The sequence below is a fragment of the Bacteroides graminisolvens DSM 19988 = JCM 15093 genome (genome assembly GCF_000428125.1).
Classification (GTDB): domain Bacteria; phylum Bacteroidota; class Bacteroidia; order Bacteroidales; family Bacteroidaceae; genus Bacteroides; species Bacteroides graminisolvens.
In genome coordinates this window covers 1-15,800 of sequence record NZ_ATZI01000018.1, presented here as the reverse complement: position 1 = coordinate 15,800, position 15,800 = coordinate 1, and the positions used below count along the sequence as shown (strand labels likewise).

At 43.0% G+C, this 15,800-nt stretch carries 14 protein-coding genes; 7 read left to right on the top strand and 7 right to left on the bottom strand.

All coding sequences use genetic code 11. The features are described 5' to 3' along the window. Window positions 1–37: 37 nt before the first annotated feature. Both C511_RS0110885 and C511_RS0110880 read left to right on the top strand, forming a co-directional pair. Complete coding sequence (locus C511_RS0110885) at window positions 38–1,813, top strand: LysM peptidoglycan-binding domain-containing protein (RefSeq protein WP_024997418.1); 1,776 nt, start codon at window positions 38–40, stop codon at window positions 1,811–1,813. 17 nt (window positions 1,814–1,830) lie between these two features. Beyond that, window positions 1,831–2,514: a porin family protein gene (locus C511_RS0110880; protein ID WP_027318137.1), complete on the top strand. Its 684-nt coding sequence runs from the start codon at window positions 1,831–1,833 to the stop codon at window positions 2,512–2,514. A gap of 74 nt (window positions 2,515–2,588) precedes the next feature. Here the strand turns inward: C511_RS0110880 and C511_RS0110875 are convergent, their stop codons facing one another. The 5 genes from C511_RS0110875 to C511_RS0110855 all read right to left on the bottom strand — a co-directional run bounded on the left by C511_RS0110875 (window position 2,589) and on the right by C511_RS0110855 (window position 6,144). After that, window positions 2,589–3,038, bottom strand: a complete 450-nt coding sequence (locus C511_RS0110875) for a DUF4293 domain-containing protein (RefSeq protein ID WP_024997416.1) — start codon at window positions 3,036–3,038, stop codon at window positions 2,589–2,591. A gap of 125 nt (window positions 3,039–3,163) precedes the next feature. Further along, window positions 3,164–3,499 (bottom strand): DNA-directed RNA polymerase subunit omega, encoded by a 336-nt coding sequence (locus C511_RS0110870; RefSeq protein WP_024997415.1) that lies wholly within the window; start codon window positions 3,497–3,499, stop codon window positions 3,164–3,166. A gap of 14 nt (window positions 3,500–3,513) precedes the next feature. Next, a complete protein-coding gene (locus C511_RS0110865) occupies window positions 3,514–4,317 on the bottom strand; it encodes an outer membrane protein assembly factor BamD (protein WP_024997414.1) in 804 nt (267 codons plus the stop codon). Window positions 4,318–4,404: 87 nt separating this feature from the next. Further along, complete coding sequence (locus C511_RS0110860) at window positions 4,405–4,830, bottom strand: amino acid-binding protein (protein WP_027318136.1); 426 nt, start codon at window positions 4,828–4,830, stop codon at window positions 4,405–4,407. A gap of 15 nt (window positions 4,831–4,845) precedes the next feature. Further along, window positions 4,846–6,144, bottom strand: a complete 1,299-nt coding sequence (locus C511_RS0110855; protein ID WP_024997751.1) for a phenylacetate--CoA ligase family protein — start codon at window positions 6,142–6,144, stop codon at window positions 4,846–4,848. A 182-nt stretch (window positions 6,145–6,326) separates the two neighbouring features. On the opposite strand from C511_RS0110855, the gene C511_RS0110850 reads away from it, so the two are divergent. Beyond that, window positions 6,327–7,622, top strand: a complete 1,296-nt coding sequence (locus C511_RS0110850) for an NCS2 family permease (protein WP_024997750.1) — start codon at window positions 6,327–6,329, stop codon at window positions 7,620–7,622. After that, window positions 7,622–9,655, top strand: coding sequence for an excinuclease ABC subunit UvrB (gene uvrB, locus C511_RS0110845; protein WP_027318135.1), 2,034 nt, complete (start codon window positions 7,622–7,624; stop codon window positions 9,653–9,655). Before C511_RS0110850 ends, uvrB begins: the two co-directional genes overlap by 1 nt. A 209-nt stretch (window positions 9,656–9,864) precedes the next feature. Here the strand turns inward: uvrB and C511_RS0110840 are convergent, their stop codons facing one another. Beyond that, window positions 9,865–10,479 carry a hypothetical protein gene (locus C511_RS0110840; protein ID WP_024997749.1) on the bottom strand — a complete coding sequence of 205 codons (615 nt, stop codon included), beginning with the start codon at window positions 10,477–10,479 and terminating at the stop codon, window positions 9,865–9,867. Window positions 10,480–11,040: 561 nt separating this feature from the next. On the opposite strand from C511_RS0110840, the gene C511_RS0110835 reads away from it, so the two are divergent. Continuing rightward, complete coding sequence (locus C511_RS0110835; RefSeq protein WP_024997755.1) at window positions 11,041–12,609, top strand: glycoside hydrolase family 43 protein; 1,569 nt, start codon at window positions 11,041–11,043, stop codon at window positions 12,607–12,609. A gap of 250 nt (window positions 12,610–12,859) precedes the next feature. Next, the gene (locus C511_RS0110830; protein ID WP_024997754.1) at window positions 12,860–13,318 is read left to right on the top strand and encodes an alanyl-tRNA editing protein; all 459 of its coding nucleotides are present in this window, start codon (window positions 12,860–12,862) and stop codon (window positions 13,316–13,318) included. A 225-nt stretch (window positions 13,319–13,543) separates the two neighbouring features. Here the strand turns inward: C511_RS0110830 and C511_RS0110825 are convergent, their stop codons facing one another. Continuing rightward, the gene (locus C511_RS0110825; RefSeq protein ID WP_024997753.1) at window positions 13,544–14,971 is read right to left on the bottom strand and encodes a DUF1593 domain-containing protein; all 1,428 of its coding nucleotides are present in this window, start codon (window positions 14,969–14,971) and stop codon (window positions 13,544–13,546) included. Window positions 14,972–15,253: 282 nt separating this feature from the next. Here C511_RS0110825 and C511_RS16695 point away from each other — a divergent pair, with 282 nt between their 5' ends. Next, window positions 15,254–15,559, top strand: coding sequence for a type IV toxin-antitoxin system AbiEi family antitoxin domain-containing protein (locus tag C511_RS16695; protein ID WP_051260509.1), 306 nt, complete (start codon window positions 15,254–15,256; stop codon window positions 15,557–15,559). Window positions 15,560–15,800: the final 241 nt, after the last annotated feature.

Genomic DNA, 15,800 nt, shown 5'->3' with positions numbered 1-15,800 from the left:
GGCGCTTCATTTTATTTATAACGTAAAATAACCGCTGATGAGACTTATAAAAAAGATTAGTATTCTGCTATTCGTTTTAAACGCCTGTGTACTGCATATTTCAGCACAAGAAAGAAATTCCTGGTTTTTACATACCATTGAAAAAGGGCAAAGCCTTTATTCTATTGCCAGCATGTATGGAGTAAACAAGGCAGACATTATTACACTAAACCCGGGCTGTGATGAAAAGATCTACGTTGGCCAGACTTTAAAAATACCTCAAAAAGCCTCTAATCAGAAAGAAGATATTTTCCACACGATTAAAAGTGGAGAAACTCTTTACCGCCTTACCGTGATGTATCAGATGTCGGCAGATGCCATCTGCGATGCCAACCCGGGATTAAGTGCACAAAACTTTCGCATAGGAACCGTTATTCGCATCCCCCTGAACAAAAACACTGAAACCACCTTCGTAAAAGAGCCCGTACAAAACAATGTAGCCGCCACTCCTCAATCCCGATGCCGGGAAACTCACAAGGTTAAAAAGAGGGAAACCCTTTACAGCATTGGTCAGCGGTATGGAATCAGCTCGCAAGAGTTAATTGCAGCCAATCCGGAATTAAAGAACAGAGGTTTGAACAAAGGAGACGAATTGTGCATTCCCTTCGCTGCTTCCAACAACGAAGATCAGAGAGGAACTTCAACCATACCGAACGACAGTGATTTGTTCAATGCCAACAGTGCCAAAACATACAAACGGTTATCAACCATCAAAGCTGCGGTCATACTTCCTTTCATGCTCAACGGGAACAAAAGAAACGAATCGGCCAGAATGGTTGAGTACTACGAAGGTTTTCTTATGGCTGTTGACAGTTTAAAAAGAACAGGCGTGTCCGTTGACCTTTACACCTATGATTCGGGTGATGAAACCAGCTCTATCCAGTCTATACTAGATAAAAGCGAATTGAAAAAGATGGATGTCATTTTCGGTCCGTTGCATGCCGAGCACATTGATCCGCTGGCTGCCTTTGCCAAAAAGAACCAAATCCGTTTGGTTATTCCATTCACATCGAAAGACAACGAGGTGTTCCAGAATCCTTGGGTGTATCAAATAAACACCCCGCAATCTTATTTGTATTCGGAAGTATATGAACACTTTAACCGTCAGTTTCCCAACGCCAACGTGATTATACTCGATGCAAGCAACGGAAACGGCGAAAAAGCAGAATTCATCAAAGGGTTCAAACAAGAACTGAAAAGAAAGGGAACTACCCTGCATGTATTGAAAGCCAGTGCTTCACAAGAGGAGTTAAAAGCGGCTCTTCGTTTGGGAAAAACAAATATCTTCGTACCCACTTCGGGCAGTAATCTTACATTAATTAAATTACTTCCTCAATTGAAATTACTGGTGCGAAACAGCCCCGAAATGGTGATCAACCTCTTCGGTTACCCGGAATGGCAGACTTACACCAAAGACCATCTGGATAGTTTCTTTGAGCTTGATACGTATTTCTACTCTTCCTTTTACACAAACAACCTTTTGCCGGCCGCCATCAAATTCAATAACGGCTACCGCAGATGGTATTCGAAAGATATGGCCAACACATTCCCCAAATACGGCATGCTGGGATTTGATACAGGTTTCTTCTTCCTGAAAGGGTTAAGCGAATATGGCACCGGACTGGAACGTAATTTGTCTAAAATGAAGCTTACTCCCATTCAAACCGGATTCAGCTTTGAAAGGGTAAATACATGGGGAGGCTTTGTGAACAAGAAAGTATTCTTCGTTCGTTTCACCAAAGATTTTGAATTAATAAAACTCGATTTCGAATAAAATAAAGCATAAGATTCATGATTAAAAAGTTTCTAAAGACAGGAATCGTACTCACCTTTGCAGCCGTCAGCCTACCCGCTTTGGCGCAGATAGGCGAATTGCGCAATAACATAGCAGTAGGGGTCAATGGTGGAATGAACTTCAGCAATGTATCTTTTACTCCCAAAATAAAGCAGAAAACGACCAATGGCATGACCGGAGGATTAACTGTGAGATATATTTCCGAGAAATATTTCGCCATGATTTGCGGACTGCAAATGGAACTGAACTATTCGCAAAGAGGCTGGACCGAGCTGATTGAAGAGAACACGGATACCTACAGCCGTGAAATGAACTATTTGGAAATACCTTTTCTGGCGCACTTAGCATTTGGAAAAGAGAGGGGCGGACAGTTTTTCATCAATGCCGGACCACAAATTGGTTTCCTGCTTAATGAAAAAGAAAAGAAAAGTGCCGACTTCAGTCCCATCAGTCGCACCAGTTACCAATACGGTAAGATGGCCGATAACAAGTTTGATTACGGAATAGTAGGTGGTGCAGGCGTTGAAATAAGAACAGGTGTCGGTAACTTTCTGGTGGAAGGCCGGTACTACTACGCACTGTCTGACTTTTATAAAACAACTAAAAAGGATGATTTTTCAAGGGCGGCGCACAGCATCCTGTCGGCCCGAATCACATACTTATTTGACCTTAGCAAATAAACCGGGAGGTCACCCAACAAAAAATGCGGAAATTAAGTTTCCGCATTTTTTGTTTCTTTATGTATATCAGGTTCTTACCTTAAACGATCAGCAGCTTTCACCATCACCTCATCACGCCCAATAGCACGTAGAGCTAAGTAGTTAAGTATAATCGCTATCAAAGGAAAACTCAAAGCCCAAGATATGCGGAACGTAGCTTCCAGATCACTCTTTAACATAAACATAAAAGCCAAGAAAGCCAGGTAAAAACCCACCAATAAGACACTGCAAAAAACAGTCATACGTATTTGAAGCATTCTGTTCTTATATAAGAATATGGTCAAAAAAGAAATGATCGAGCTTAATATAAGGATACACAAGATACCCCAGGTTGACTGAAACATGTTGTTGGCACTCACACCGGCAGGCATCAATGTATATTGCACGGCATCTGCCCCTGTAAAATAGCCCAATGGCATACACATGGCAGCAATCAGCAAGCCGGTAACCAAAAGTAGATAAACGGTTTGAATTCGTTGAATCATAATCGGTAAGGTATTAAAATAATAAGTACGGGTTATAACGAGAATAATAAAAGCCAAGCAGTAAAATGTACAGACTTCTCTCCCACTTCAACCACCTGGCTTATAGTATTTTAGCATGCAATGTATTACTGCAACTTTTCTTTTTCTTTAGAAGGATTTCTATAATAAATCTTGCCTTCCAAATATTCCTGCGCAGCAATCAGCGTGGGTTTGGGCAATTTCTCGTAATAACGTGAAATTTCAATTTGCTCTCTGTTTTCGAACACCTCTTCGAGGTTATCATTGTAAGAAGCAAACTCCTGCAACTTCTTAGACAAGTCACTTTTGATCTCAACACTGATCTGATTAGCGCGCTTACCGATGATAGAAACTGTTTCATATACGTTACCCGTATCAGAACATAAATCCATCATATCACGGGTTACTGTTGACGAAGGAGCATTTGATTTTTTGTAGTCCATAAATCTATCTAAATTTAATCTTTAATTATCTCTTTTGATTCCTTGAATATTTTCTCTGCCTCTTTGAGGTATTTGCTTTCGGGGAACTCATTTACAAAGGCATAATATTCATCAATTGTTTCTCTGTAACGTTCTCCTTTCTTTTCCTCCACACTATAAATAGCCATTTCGTATTTTGACTTCAAAATCAAAATGGAAAGGTCTTCGCGGTAGTGCGTGTACGGATAATCCTTGAGTGCATTCTGTGCAGTCACCACACAAGAAAGAAAGTTATTACCCATATAGTTACCCAAATTGTAATACAACCTGGCAGAAAGAAGTTCCTTCTGAACCAGTTTATCCTGCAATTCAAATATCATATTCTGTGCTTCCGACTTCTTGGTGCTATTGGGGAAATACTCCAAAAACATCTGCAACTCCTGAATAGCCTTGTAAGTTCCCGACTGATCAAGACGGGCTTCAGGGGTATCCAGACACAAACCTTTTCCGGCATGGAAACGTGCCAATTCAGCAAACGTGCCTCGCGGATAAGAGTTGTAATACGTAATGAAAGTCTGAGCAGCAGTCTGATAATCTTTTTGATTATAATAACTCATACCAAGCATGTACAAAGACTCTTCCGCCTTATCGGTTCCTTTAAGAATGGTTATCAACTCATTCAGCAACGTGGCCGATTTACTGTATTTTCCTTTCGCAAAGTAGTTCTTGGCTGCTTCGTATTTGTACTCGTAGTCTGTGCTCTTCAGCAACTTGTTATACTCTCCGCATGAAGAGAGCAACATAGCTGCCAACATGTATGTAACGACACTTTTTCTCATTCTAATTACAAAATAATTGTGCAAAGGTACTCATTCGGTTCGAATAAATCAATTAATCAATGTTTTTTAATACTAAAAAACGACAGACTACAGTCGATACAAATCACTGGCTGCAAGGAGGTCGACTTTCTTCTCCGTCAAAACCCTTATACACCCCGGCATATCGTTGGGACGGATAATCACATTGGCCGAACCATTGTTGGCAAACGAGTACATATATTCGATAAACACCCCTGATTCAGACAGATATTCAAGCACTTTAGCCAGTGCGCCCGGCACATTGGGACAGTTGATACCTACTACATCCGTAATGCTTACGGCAAAATGATGTGCTTTCAAAGCATTATAAGCTTTATCGGGATCAGAAACAATTCCTCTTAAGATTCCGAAATCCGCATTCTCAGCAATACACAGTGCCGACAGATTAATTCCTTCATCGGCCAGTATACGTGTAACCTCGGTAAGTCTACCTTCTTTATTCTCTAAAAAAATAGAGAGTTGTTTTGCTACCATATTATTTTCGTTTTATCAGAGTTTTCTATTATCAATAACACGTTTCGCTTTTCCTACACTGCGTTCAATGCTTCTGGGTTCCACAATCTTCACGTTGACTCCCAATCCCAAAACACTTTGCAAACGGGCTGTCAGTTTCTTCTTCAGAGCCAGCATTTTGTTGATTTCATCCGAATAGAAATCAGGGCGTGCTTCTACCTTCAGTTCCATTGTATCCGTATTGTTCACACGGTCAACAATAAGCAAATAGTGCGGTTCGAATTCGGGCATTTCAAGTATAACCGACTCAATTTGTGTGGGGAATACATTGACTCCGCGAATAATAAGCATATCATCACTTCGGCCCAAAATACGATCCATGCGTACCAGTGTTCGTCCGCACGCACATTTTTCATAATGCAGAGCCGTCAAATCTTTAGTGCGATACCTCAGCAAAGGCATTCCTTCTTTGGTGAGGTGAGTAAATACCAGCTCACCCGTTTCACCCGGGTTAACCGGTTGCAACGTTTTGGGGTCAACAATTTCCGGAAAGAAATGATCTTCATTCAGGTGCGTACCGTTTTGGCATTCGCATTCGTACCCCACTCCCGGCCCGGCAATTTCACTCAACCCGTAAATATCATACGCCTTGATACACAACTTCTCTTCAATCTCTTTACGCATGCTTTCCGTCCACGGTTCCGCACCGAAAACGCCGACCTTCAATTTAAAATCTTCACGGGGTACGCCCGAATCTTTGATCGTATCGGCTATAAAAAGAGCGTAAGAAGGCGTACAGCACAAAACTGTCGAGCCAAAATCATGCATCAGCGTAATTTGTTTTTCTGTATTACCACTCGACATGGGAATAACCGATGCACCGATATTCTCGGCTCCGTAATGAGCACCCAGTCCCCCGGTAAACAAACCGTAACCGTAAGCGATATGAAATATGTCCGTATTGCCGGCACCGTAAGCAGAAAAGCTGCGTGAAAGACACTCCGTCCACGCCGCCAGGTCTTTCCGCGTGTAACCCACCACCGTAGGCTTGCCGGTAGTACCCGAAGAACCGTGAATACGCACAATCTGACTCATGGGCACCGCACACAAGCCAAACGGATAATTATCTCTTAAATCAGTCTTGGTTGTAAAAGGAAGTTTTACCAGATCATCTATGTCATGGATGTCATCCGGCGTAATTCCCATTTCCTGCATTTTCTTTCTGTAGAAAGGCGTGTTGTGATAAACGTGTTCAACGATTTTTTTTAATCTCATGCTCTGGAGCTTACGAAGATTCTCGCGGTCCATGCATTCGATGCTTTCATTCCAAATCATGCTTTTCGGTATATAAATGTTAGTAGTATCAGTATTTGAGTTTGATAATGTTGCAAAGTAAAGAATTAATTTGGAAAAACAATTTGTATATCTCGACATTTTTGCCGAATATTGCCACTTGTTTTTGCCCAAAGGGCTTTTTTTATCCATTTTATAACACATTTAAAGAAAAAGTACTCAAAATGAAATTTACCCATTTATTTGGCTATCATGGCCAGACAAGTATCAGAACGGAGATTGTTGCCGGTATTACTACCTTTTTAACGATGTCGTACATTTTGGCTGTAAACCCCGACATTCTTTCGCAGGCAGGAATGAGCAAAGAATCAGTCTTCACCGCCACCGCTCTGGCATCTGCCGTAGCCACATTCTGCATGGCAATCATGGCCAAATTGCCTGTTGCACTTGCCCCAGCCATGGGAGTCAACGCCTTTTTCGCTTTCACCTTAGTACAGGGCATGGGCCTTAGCTGGCAAACAGCATTGGCTGCGGTCCTCATAGAAGGTGTCATCTTTATCTTAATTACTGCTTTCAATATCCGTGAGGCCATCGTAAACAGCATTCCCATGAGTTTGCGTTACGCCATATCAGCCGGTATCGGTATGTTCATTTCCTTCATCGGACTAAAGAATGCCGGTATCATTGTGTCAAACGAAGCTACTTTCGTGATGCTGGGTAAGTTTACACCTGCCGCCGTGCTGGCTATTATCGGTATCATTCTAAGTGGTATCCTGATGAAGAAGAACGTGAAAGGTGCTCTATTTTACAGCATCATGGCTTGTACGGCTATCGGTATTCCAATGGGAGTAACCTTGTTGCCCGATAACTTCTCACCCGTATCCATGCCGCACTCCATGGCGCCTACCTTCATGCAGTTCGATTTCAGTCAGATATTCTCTGTCGATATGCTGATCATTGTTTTTGTGCTGATTTTTATGGATTTGTTTGACACCATCGGTACGTTGATCGGGGTAACATCCAAAGCCGGGTTGATGGACAAAGACGGTAAGATTCCTCACATCAAGGAAGCTCTTTTGGCAGACGCCATCGGTACGACTTTCGGAGCCGTATGCGGAACATCAACCGTAGGTTCTTATGTGGAGAGTGCATCGGGCATCAGCGAAGGGGGACGCACCGGACTGACTTCTCTTACCGTAGCCGTTCTTTTCATCATTGCCTTGTTCTTTGCGCCACTGTTTCTGCTCATTCCAAGTGCGGCAACTACAGGTGCCTTGTTCATTGTGGGCGTATTGATGATTGGAAACATACCGAACATTGACCTGAGTGACATATCCGAAGCGCTGCCTGCCTTCGTTACCATGCTGATGATGGTACTGACCTACTCCATTGCCGACGGTATCGTGCTGGGTATGTTAAGTTATGTCATCATTAAACTGTTTACGGGAGAATACAAAAAGATATCCGCAACCATGTATATCCTTTCTGTGTTATTCATATTAAAATTGATTCTCGGATAATGAATTTTGAGCTAACATCAGCTTACCAACCTACCGGTGACCAGCCGGAAGCGATTGCACAACTCACTGAAGGTGTACTTCAGGGAGTGCCCGCGCAGACGCTTCTGGGTGTTACCGGTTCCGGAAAAACATTCACCATTGCCAATGTGGTGAAAAACATCAATAAACCCACATTGATTTTAAGCCACAACAAAACATTGGCCGCACAGCTTTACAGCGAGTTTAAAAGCTTCTTTCCCAACAATGCGGTTGAGTATTACGTATCTTACTACGATTACTATCAGCCTGAGGCTTACCTGCCGGGCAGTGATACGTATATTGAAAAAGACCTTGCCATCAATGACGAGATCGATAAACTGAGACTTGCCGCTACTTCCGCCCTTCTTTCAGGACGTCAGGACGTGCTGGTTGTGTCGTCCGTATCGTGCATCTACGGTATGGGTAACCCGGCCGATTTCTATAGCAACGTGATTGATGTTGAAAAAGGAAAAGCCGTTAACCGTAATGTATTTCTGCGCCGACTGGTCGACAGCCTGTATGTGCGCAACGACATTGACCTGAACCGGGGTAACTTCCGCGTAAAAGGAGATACCGTTGACATTGCACTGGCCTATTCCGATCACATACTACGCATTATTTTCTGGGGCGATGAGGTAGACGCCATTGAGGAAGTCGACCCACTTTCGGGCATAACCGTAGGAGTGTTCGAATCGTATAAGATATATCCGGCCAACCTATTCATGACAACCAAGGAGGCCACACAACGGGCCATCCACATGATTGAAGACGACCTGACACGTCAGGTGGCCTACTTCGAATCAATGGGCAGATCCTACGAAGCCAAAAGACTGTACGAACGTGTAACGTATGACATGGAAATGATTCGGGAGCTGGGACACTGCTCGGGCATTGAGAACTATTCACGCTATTTTGATGGTCGCGAGGCCGGCACACGCCCCTACTGTCTGCTCGACTTTTTCCCCGATGATTTCCTGATGGTCATTGATGAAAGCCACGTGAGCGTGCCGCAAATCAGAGCCATGTACGGAGGCGACCGGGCACGAAAGACCAATTTGGTTGAATACGGTTTCAGACTTCCTGCCGCACTCGACAACCGTCCGCTGAAATTTGAAGAGTTTGAGGAACTGGCCAAACAGATTATTTACGTGAGTGCCACACCGGCCGATTACGAGCTAATCCGCTCCGAAGGCGTCGTTGTTGAACAGGTTATACGTCCTACCGGACTACTGGATCCGATCATCGATGTGCGTCCCAGCATGAATCAGATTGATGATTTGATGGAAGAGATACAGCAACGTATTGAAAAGAACGAGCGTGTGTTGGTAACTACCCTCACCAAACGAATGGCCGAGGAGCTTACCGAATTCCTGCTCAACAATCAGGTAAGTTGCAACTACATCCACAGTGATGTTGACACGTTGCAGCGCGTTAAAATCATGGATGATCTTCGCCAAGGTGTGTACGATGTACTAATTGGAGTCAACCTACTCCGTGAAGGGCTCGACTTACCCGAGGTTTCCTTGGTTGCTATTCTGGATGCCGACAAAGAAGGTTTCCTTCGTTCGCACCGTTCACTCACGCAAACGGCAGGCCGTGCCGCCCGAAACGTTAACGGAAAGGTCATTATGTATGCCGACAAGATAACCGACAGCATGCAACTGACCATTGACGAGACCAACAGACGACGCGAAAAACAGCTGGCCTATAACGAAGCCAACGGCATTACACCGCAACAAATTATTAAGGCGCGCAATCTTTCTGTATTCAAAGACAACCTGACCGAGAACGATGCGCAGCGAGCCAAAGCTTACATTGAACCCGAAAGGCCTAACATTGCAGCCGATCCCGTAGTGCAATACATGAACCGTGAACAGATGCAGAAAGCCATTGACCGGACACGTAAGCTGATGCAGGAAGCCGCTAAAAAGCTCGAGTTCATTGAAGCGGCACAATACCGCGACGAGTTGTTGAAGCTGGAAGACCTGATGAAAGAGAAGTGGGAAACTGTGTAAATCTGTTACATAATTAAACATTTCAAGGTTCAAAATATTAAATCATGTTATAAAACACATGTTTTCGTACACAACACTTGCAAATACCAAAAAAGTGCGTACCTTTGCAATGTGTTTTTCATAGTATTAGATTTAAGGTTAACAAAGGTTGGAGTCAGGCGTGACTCCTTTTTTTTTGCCCATACCCCAACTTTTGCGTTCCCGTCTCATCAATCTTCATCCAAAAAGCTTTTATCTTTGAGGTACGAAGCCGCCTGCTTGCAATAACGTGTGTTTGTTAGGTAATAATAATAATTGTCTACGTTTTTATACGCCAGCTTGCGCTCTTCGGCCGTGAGCATGCTCCACTCCTTCTTTGCCCGTGCTATGTTTACCTTACGCATTTGTGTCGTTTCATGATAATAATCCCAAAACTCCTGAAATTCCTTTTCATAATTAGGATCCTTCTTGTAGGCATCCTTGCGCACCCCTGTCCACAAATCATAATTAATCACCCGAATATGTGTTGTTCTCTTGTGTGCAAGCAGCATAATTACATTTATTTTCTCCAGCTTCTCAAAATAGCGACGCGTCTTGGCACGACTCCAGCCAAACATATCGGCCCAAGTCTGCATGCTGCGAAAAGACTCCCCTCGCTTGCAGAGTTCATTCGTTCCATACACATCAAACGTGGCATCGCGGTAATTCACATGGCACAAAACAAGCATAAAAGCTTCAAACTCGCTACAAACCTTGGATCTGTCGGCCAGACGACTTTCCATGAGCGCTTTGGGAACTAAAATATATCCCTTTACAAAGACCGAATCCAACGGTGATTTTTCCATAATACAGTTATTTAGTAATAAATTTTCAGTCGGCAAAAACGTCCAAAAGCCGTATAAGCAGTTGAACAGGCAGCGTACAACTCAATCACTTCATTTACAGCAACTTACACACACCCTTGTTTTAAAAGCGGCCATGCCATCGGCCACAAATAAATATTATAATCTTAAATAATTAATAAAATAATAAATATTGTATTTTGAATTTGAATCCAAAACACCAAAAACACCCCTCCTGTAAAACAGGTGGCAGGTTCTTTTACCATCAATGAGTTGGGAGCTTATATAAAATGAAGCATTCGTCGTGTTTATGCAGGTATATCTTATATCAGTACGTATTCTCAGCAACAATGGCTTAACAAAGATAGATAAAAATAGATGATAAATAAAATGTAGGCCAACAAATTTAAATCGCAGGCCTAGAATTTTTATTTGTTGGCCTAGAATAAAAGAAAGTTGGTGAACAGTTCATTTTATGATCGTATTATTTCCATTTCAACAAATTAAATCGTAAATTTATAGCCTGAATTAAAAACGTATTCTTCTATCTAATTTTATAACGAGATGAAAAACATCATACTTACCGTATTCTCTTTCCTCTACTTATCAAGTTTCTGCCATGCGCAGGAAGGTTATCAGAATCCGGTTATCCCGGGATTCCATCCCGACCCCAGTGTATGCCGTGTTGGTGACGATTATTATCTGGTCAACAGCACCTTTGAGTATTTTCCGGGGGTACCGTTATTTCACAGTAAAGACCTCATTCACTGGCAACAATTGGGTAACGTACTCACCCGTCCGTCGCAGTTGAACCTTCAAAAAGCAGGTTCTTCAGGCGGTATATACGCACCTACCATTCGTTACCACGAAGGGACTTTTTACATGATCACCACCAATGTGACCGACAAAGGCAATTTTCTGGTTCACACCAAAGATCCTGCCGGTGAATGGTCGGACCCGGTATGGATTAAACAAGGCGGCATTGACCCGTCTATCTACTTTGAAGGCGGGAAGTGTTACCTGGTCAGCAACCCCGACAACACCATTATGCTATGCGAAATTAACCCCATGACGGGTGAGCAGCTTAGCAGTTCCAAAGCTATCTGGCGAGGAACCGGAGGACGCTATCCCGAGGGGCCTCATCTGTATAAAAAAGACGGGTGGTATTACCTGCTTATCTCCGAAGGCGGCACGGAGTACGGCCATAAAGTAACCATTGCACGCAGTCGAAACATGGAAGGTCCTTATGATTCCAATCCGGCCAACCCCATATTAACCCATATCAATATGGAAGCGCAGCTCAATCCCATTCAAGGAACCGGCCATGCCGATTTGGTAGAGGCAGCAGATGGTTCGTGGTGGATGGTTTGTCTGGCTTTTCGTCCGCAATCGGGACTGCATCATCTGTTGGGACGCGAAACATACCTGGCTCCTGTGCGCTGGGATACCAATGCCTGGCCCGTGGTTAACGGCAACGGAACAATCAGTCTGGATATGCGAGTGCCTACCCTGCCTCAGCATCCGTTTCCTGAAAAGCCTGCACGAGATGAATTCAACGCCGGTAAAGCTTCACCGGAATGGATACACCTCCGAAATCCGCACATGGAAAACTACCAATTCACCAAAGACGGCAAACTACGCTTGCTGGCAACCGGCGTGAAACTGGATGATTCGGGGAGTCCTACTTTCATCGGTCGCCGACAGGAGCACCTGCGCTTCACGGCCACCACATCGGTTAAACTTCAGAAAGCCGCCCCCAACGACGAGGCAGGTCTTACCGTATGGATGAACAACCAGGCACATTACGACCTTTACATCAAGCAATTGGACCAAGACAAGCAAGCCGTGGTGCTGCGCTACCGAATGGGATTACTCACGCACATTGCCAAGGAGGTTATCGTACCGGCTTCAAACATTCAGCTACAGGTGAAAGGTGAAAATGACACCTACTCATTCGCCTATTCATTGAATGGAACTACGTTTCAGTCAATCGGGCAAATGGACACCCGTTACCTGAGTACCGAAACCGCCGGAGGGTTCACCGGAATTATATTGGGACTATATGCAACATCTCAAACACCGGCCACGCGTGCGTATGCCGACTTTGATTGGTTTGAGTACTTGAGTCGGTAAGAAAAGCCAAGTTGAAATTCTTAATAAGCGTTTATAACATTTGCCTTTCAACTCCAAAATATTAAATCATGTTATAAAACACATGTTTTCGCACACGAAACTTGCAGATTTCAAAAAAGTACGTACCTTTGCAATGTGTTTTTCATAGTATTAGATTTAAGGTTAACAAAGGTTGGAGTCAGGCGTGACTCCTTTTTTTTTGCCCATAAGCGAAAATCAAGGAGTTCAGGACACCATAACAAAAAAAACAATGGAAAAGCCCATATTAAACGAGCATAACAAACAGGAGCATCCGCCAATGCATACAGCAGAACACATTCTGAACCAAACCATGGTAAGGATGTTTGGTTGCCCCCGCTCTAAAAATGCACACATTGAACGAAAAAAGAGTAAATGCGATTACCTGCTTCCTGCCTGTCCCACGGCAGACCAGATGCAGGATATTGAAGATAAAGTAAATGAAGTCATCAAGCAACATTTACCGGTAACGGTTGAATTCTGCTCACGCGAAGAAGTGCCCCACGATGTTGATCTCAGCAAACTTCCCGAAGAAGCGAGTGATTTGTTACGTATCGTTAAAGTAGGCAATTATGATACTTGTGCCTGCATCGGCACACATGTCAACAACACCTCGGAAATAGGGACTTTCAAGATTATCAGCAGTGATTTTGAAAACGGACGGCTACGAATTCGATTTAAGTTAAGTTAGTTTTTAAAATACAAATTATTAAATCATGTTATAAAACACATATTTTCGCACGCAACGCTTGCAAATTTCAAAAAAGTGCGTACCTTTGCAATGTGTTTTTCATAGTATTAGATTTAAGGTTAACAAAGGTTGGAGTCAGGCGTGACTCCTTTTTTTTTGCCCATACCCTACTTGGCTTTACGAGAACATCCCGCTAGTATCTAGATTCCAAAGGAATTCAAAATCCTATTTTACATGTATAATAATTCGTCGGTAAGAAACCAAATTGAAAGGACCACTATCGTGAACCTCACAAACAAAGTGTAGACTCTTACCCTGTGCATCTTTAGGAATGGCTATTTCAAGGCAATCAGAATCAGTCGTATGGATACTTATCTTTTGTCTGTATGTACCGGCCTCGGGCTGTTGCCACCAATGAAACTTTAGCTGATCGTTATCAGGATCATAACTTTGGGTTGCATTCAATTTGACGGTCTTACCTGCCACTGCTTTAATGACCACGAGTTGCAAACCTTTTATGCCGTTGACGATAACTACGGGATTGCGATTTCCTTTACCCTCAGCAGCCCACTGCATACGCGCTGCAAAATCATTAAACTCGTCCGGATAGAAATGTTCTTCATAACGCCGGGAAATGCTTTTCTGTGACGGTTGCCAGTTTGTCCACGCGTCAGTAATGCTATCGGGCGACATACCGAACAGGTGATACCCTCCCCAGCCAACTTGCTCGGGGTCATCCGGATCATTCAAACCGTTAGGCATCACATGAAGAAAACTCGGGGTATCTCCTTCCACACCATATTTGTAACGTGGATAAACAGCGCCCATTTGCCCGTGCCCTTGAACATACTTGGCATATAATTCCCAATTCTTGCTGCCAAGTTCGCACTGCGTCAACCAAGCCGACTCATCCCAAATCAACATCAAATCATTGGCAAACTCCTGCCTAAGCCATTGATGGGAACTATAAGCACGATTCATGCGCATGTTGTACTGCATGTCCTGATCTGTAATGGTATACAATCGGATTTTGTGGAGAAAACGATCTAATTCCTCTTTCGAGCGCTCCTTCTTCACCCGCCACACCGCCTGAGCCAGCGTATTGGCACCTCCCCAGGCACAAAACCAAATCGGACGCTCGTCGGCCTCATCAACCAATTGAATGATCAACCGGCTTCCGTCCGTGTCGTTACCTTCACCTATAACACCGATACCGGCCCGCTGACTGCCCATGACCGTACGCTGACGTATATACTCCACACTTGGCCAATATCCCAGCTTTTGAGGTTTATTCCGTTCCGCATCGACCGACATAAATGCTGTCTGTGCAGAACGCTTCATCAAGTTCTTCACATCCGTCCCATATCCATCAATGACCTGATGCAAATACTCAGCCCAATCCGTAGGGTACGGGTCGCAATTCCAGCCGATAGTGGTAATAAGTGCCTCTATTTCAAATCGGTCGGCATAAGCTAGCAGTCGGACAGCCGATTCCATGTCGTCCGGCTCAACATCACCGGGTCCGATATCTGTCATTATAACAATTCGAGGTTTCGGCGTTTTGCTGTCTGCAACATAACTCTTCGCAGCACCATTTGCACTGATTGTCAGGAAAATACAGGTTGAAAATAGTTTTAAGAATAATGTTTTCATAGTAATCTGTTGCTATATCCCCTAACAGGATGATAAATGTGATTTCACCGGAGTAAGACTTGCCAAAGCTATACACCTTGCGAATCTAATCAAAATATTTAATTTATGCACCACTTGATTGTGCAAATGAATTTCCTGTCCGTGATCAAGCTTAATTCTATAAAATATACCATCAAAAAAAGTAAGACTATTTAATTTTATGTCTAACCACTTTAAATCTTAAATAAATTATATATATTTGCAAACAACTACAAATTATGTAGTGTTTCGCAAATGTGATTTATGGTAGATTTGAAATCAGATAGAAGCAACAAATGGGATCAGTTCTTTGTTGAACTACAATCCAAAGGGCGCTATACCTTTACGTTTAAAGAATTACGTAATCGTTTCAAGTCGTCTGAAAAAACATTGCTGCAAGGCTTGTACAGATATAAGACCAAGAGACAAATTGCTCAAATAAGGAAAGGCTTTTATGTAATCATACCACCCAGTTACTCCAATCAGGGAATGCTTCCACCATATTTGTTCATTGATGATCTGATGAAATCTTTGAATAAGCCTTATTATGTAGCTTTGTTATGTAAATAATAATCAGAAAAGGTACCATATAATAATTAAAAAATGGACCACTGCCACTTGCAAAAATATTAAAATGTTGGAACGTGGCAAAGGATATTTTCCCTTTTCCCGTTTTCTGTTTAGATAAACTTCTATACACATAATAAATCATTTATTTTTTGTTTAATAATTTCGTCTGCTTCAGTCTGTAAGAATCCCCGTTCATATTTACCAGATAAGCTTTTTGCGTAATTCTGTCTATAAGTGCAGC

Bases quoted from the DNA above. Each gene is read 5' to 3' on its own strand.
- C511_RS0110885 (WP_024997418.1), top strand. From the start codon at position 38: ATGAGACTTATAAAAAAGATTAGTATTCTGCTATTCGTTTTAAACGCC.
- C511_RS0110880 (WP_027318137.1), top strand. From the start codon at position 1,831: ATGATTAAAAAGTTTCTAAAGACAGGAATCGTACTCACCTTTGCAGCC.
- C511_RS0110875 (WP_024997416.1), bottom strand. From the start codon at position 3,038: ATGATTCAACGAATTCAAACCGTTTATCTACTTTTGGTTACCGGCTTG.
- C511_RS0110870 (WP_024997415.1), bottom strand. From the start codon at position 3,499: ATGGACTACAAAAAATCAAATGCTCCTTCGTCAACAGTAACCCGTGAT.
- C511_RS0110865 (WP_024997414.1), bottom strand. From the start codon at position 4,317: ATGAGAAAAAGTGTCGTTACATACATGTTGGCAGCTATGTTGCTCTCT.
- C511_RS0110860 (WP_027318136.1), bottom strand. From the start codon at position 4,830: ATGGTAGCAAAACAACTCTCTATTTTTTTAGAGAATAAAGAAGGTAGA.
- C511_RS0110855 (WP_024997751.1), bottom strand. From the start codon at position 6,144: ATGATTTGGAATGAAAGCATCGAATGCATGGACCGCGAGAATCTTCGT.
- C511_RS0110850 (WP_024997750.1), top strand. From the start codon at position 6,327: ATGAAATTTACCCATTTATTTGGCTATCATGGCCAGACAAGTATCAGA.
- uvrB (WP_027318135.1), top strand. From the start codon at position 7,622: ATGAATTTTGAGCTAACATCAGCTTACCAACCTACCGGTGACCAGCCG.
- C511_RS0110840 (WP_024997749.1), bottom strand. From the start codon at position 10,479: ATGGAAAAATCACCGTTGGATTCGGTCTTTGTAAAGGGATATATTTTA.
- C511_RS0110835 (WP_024997755.1), top strand. From the start codon at position 11,041: ATGAAAAACATCATACTTACCGTATTCTCTTTCCTCTACTTATCAAGT.
- C511_RS0110830 (WP_024997754.1), top strand. From the start codon at position 12,860: ATGGAAAAGCCCATATTAAACGAGCATAACAAACAGGAGCATCCGCCA.
- C511_RS0110825 (WP_024997753.1), bottom strand. From the start codon at position 14,971: ATGAAAACATTATTCTTAAAACTATTTTCAACCTGTATTTTCCTGACA.
- C511_RS16695 (WP_051260509.1), top strand. From the start codon at position 15,254: ATGGTAGATTTGAAATCAGATAGAAGCAACAAATGGGATCAGTTCTTT.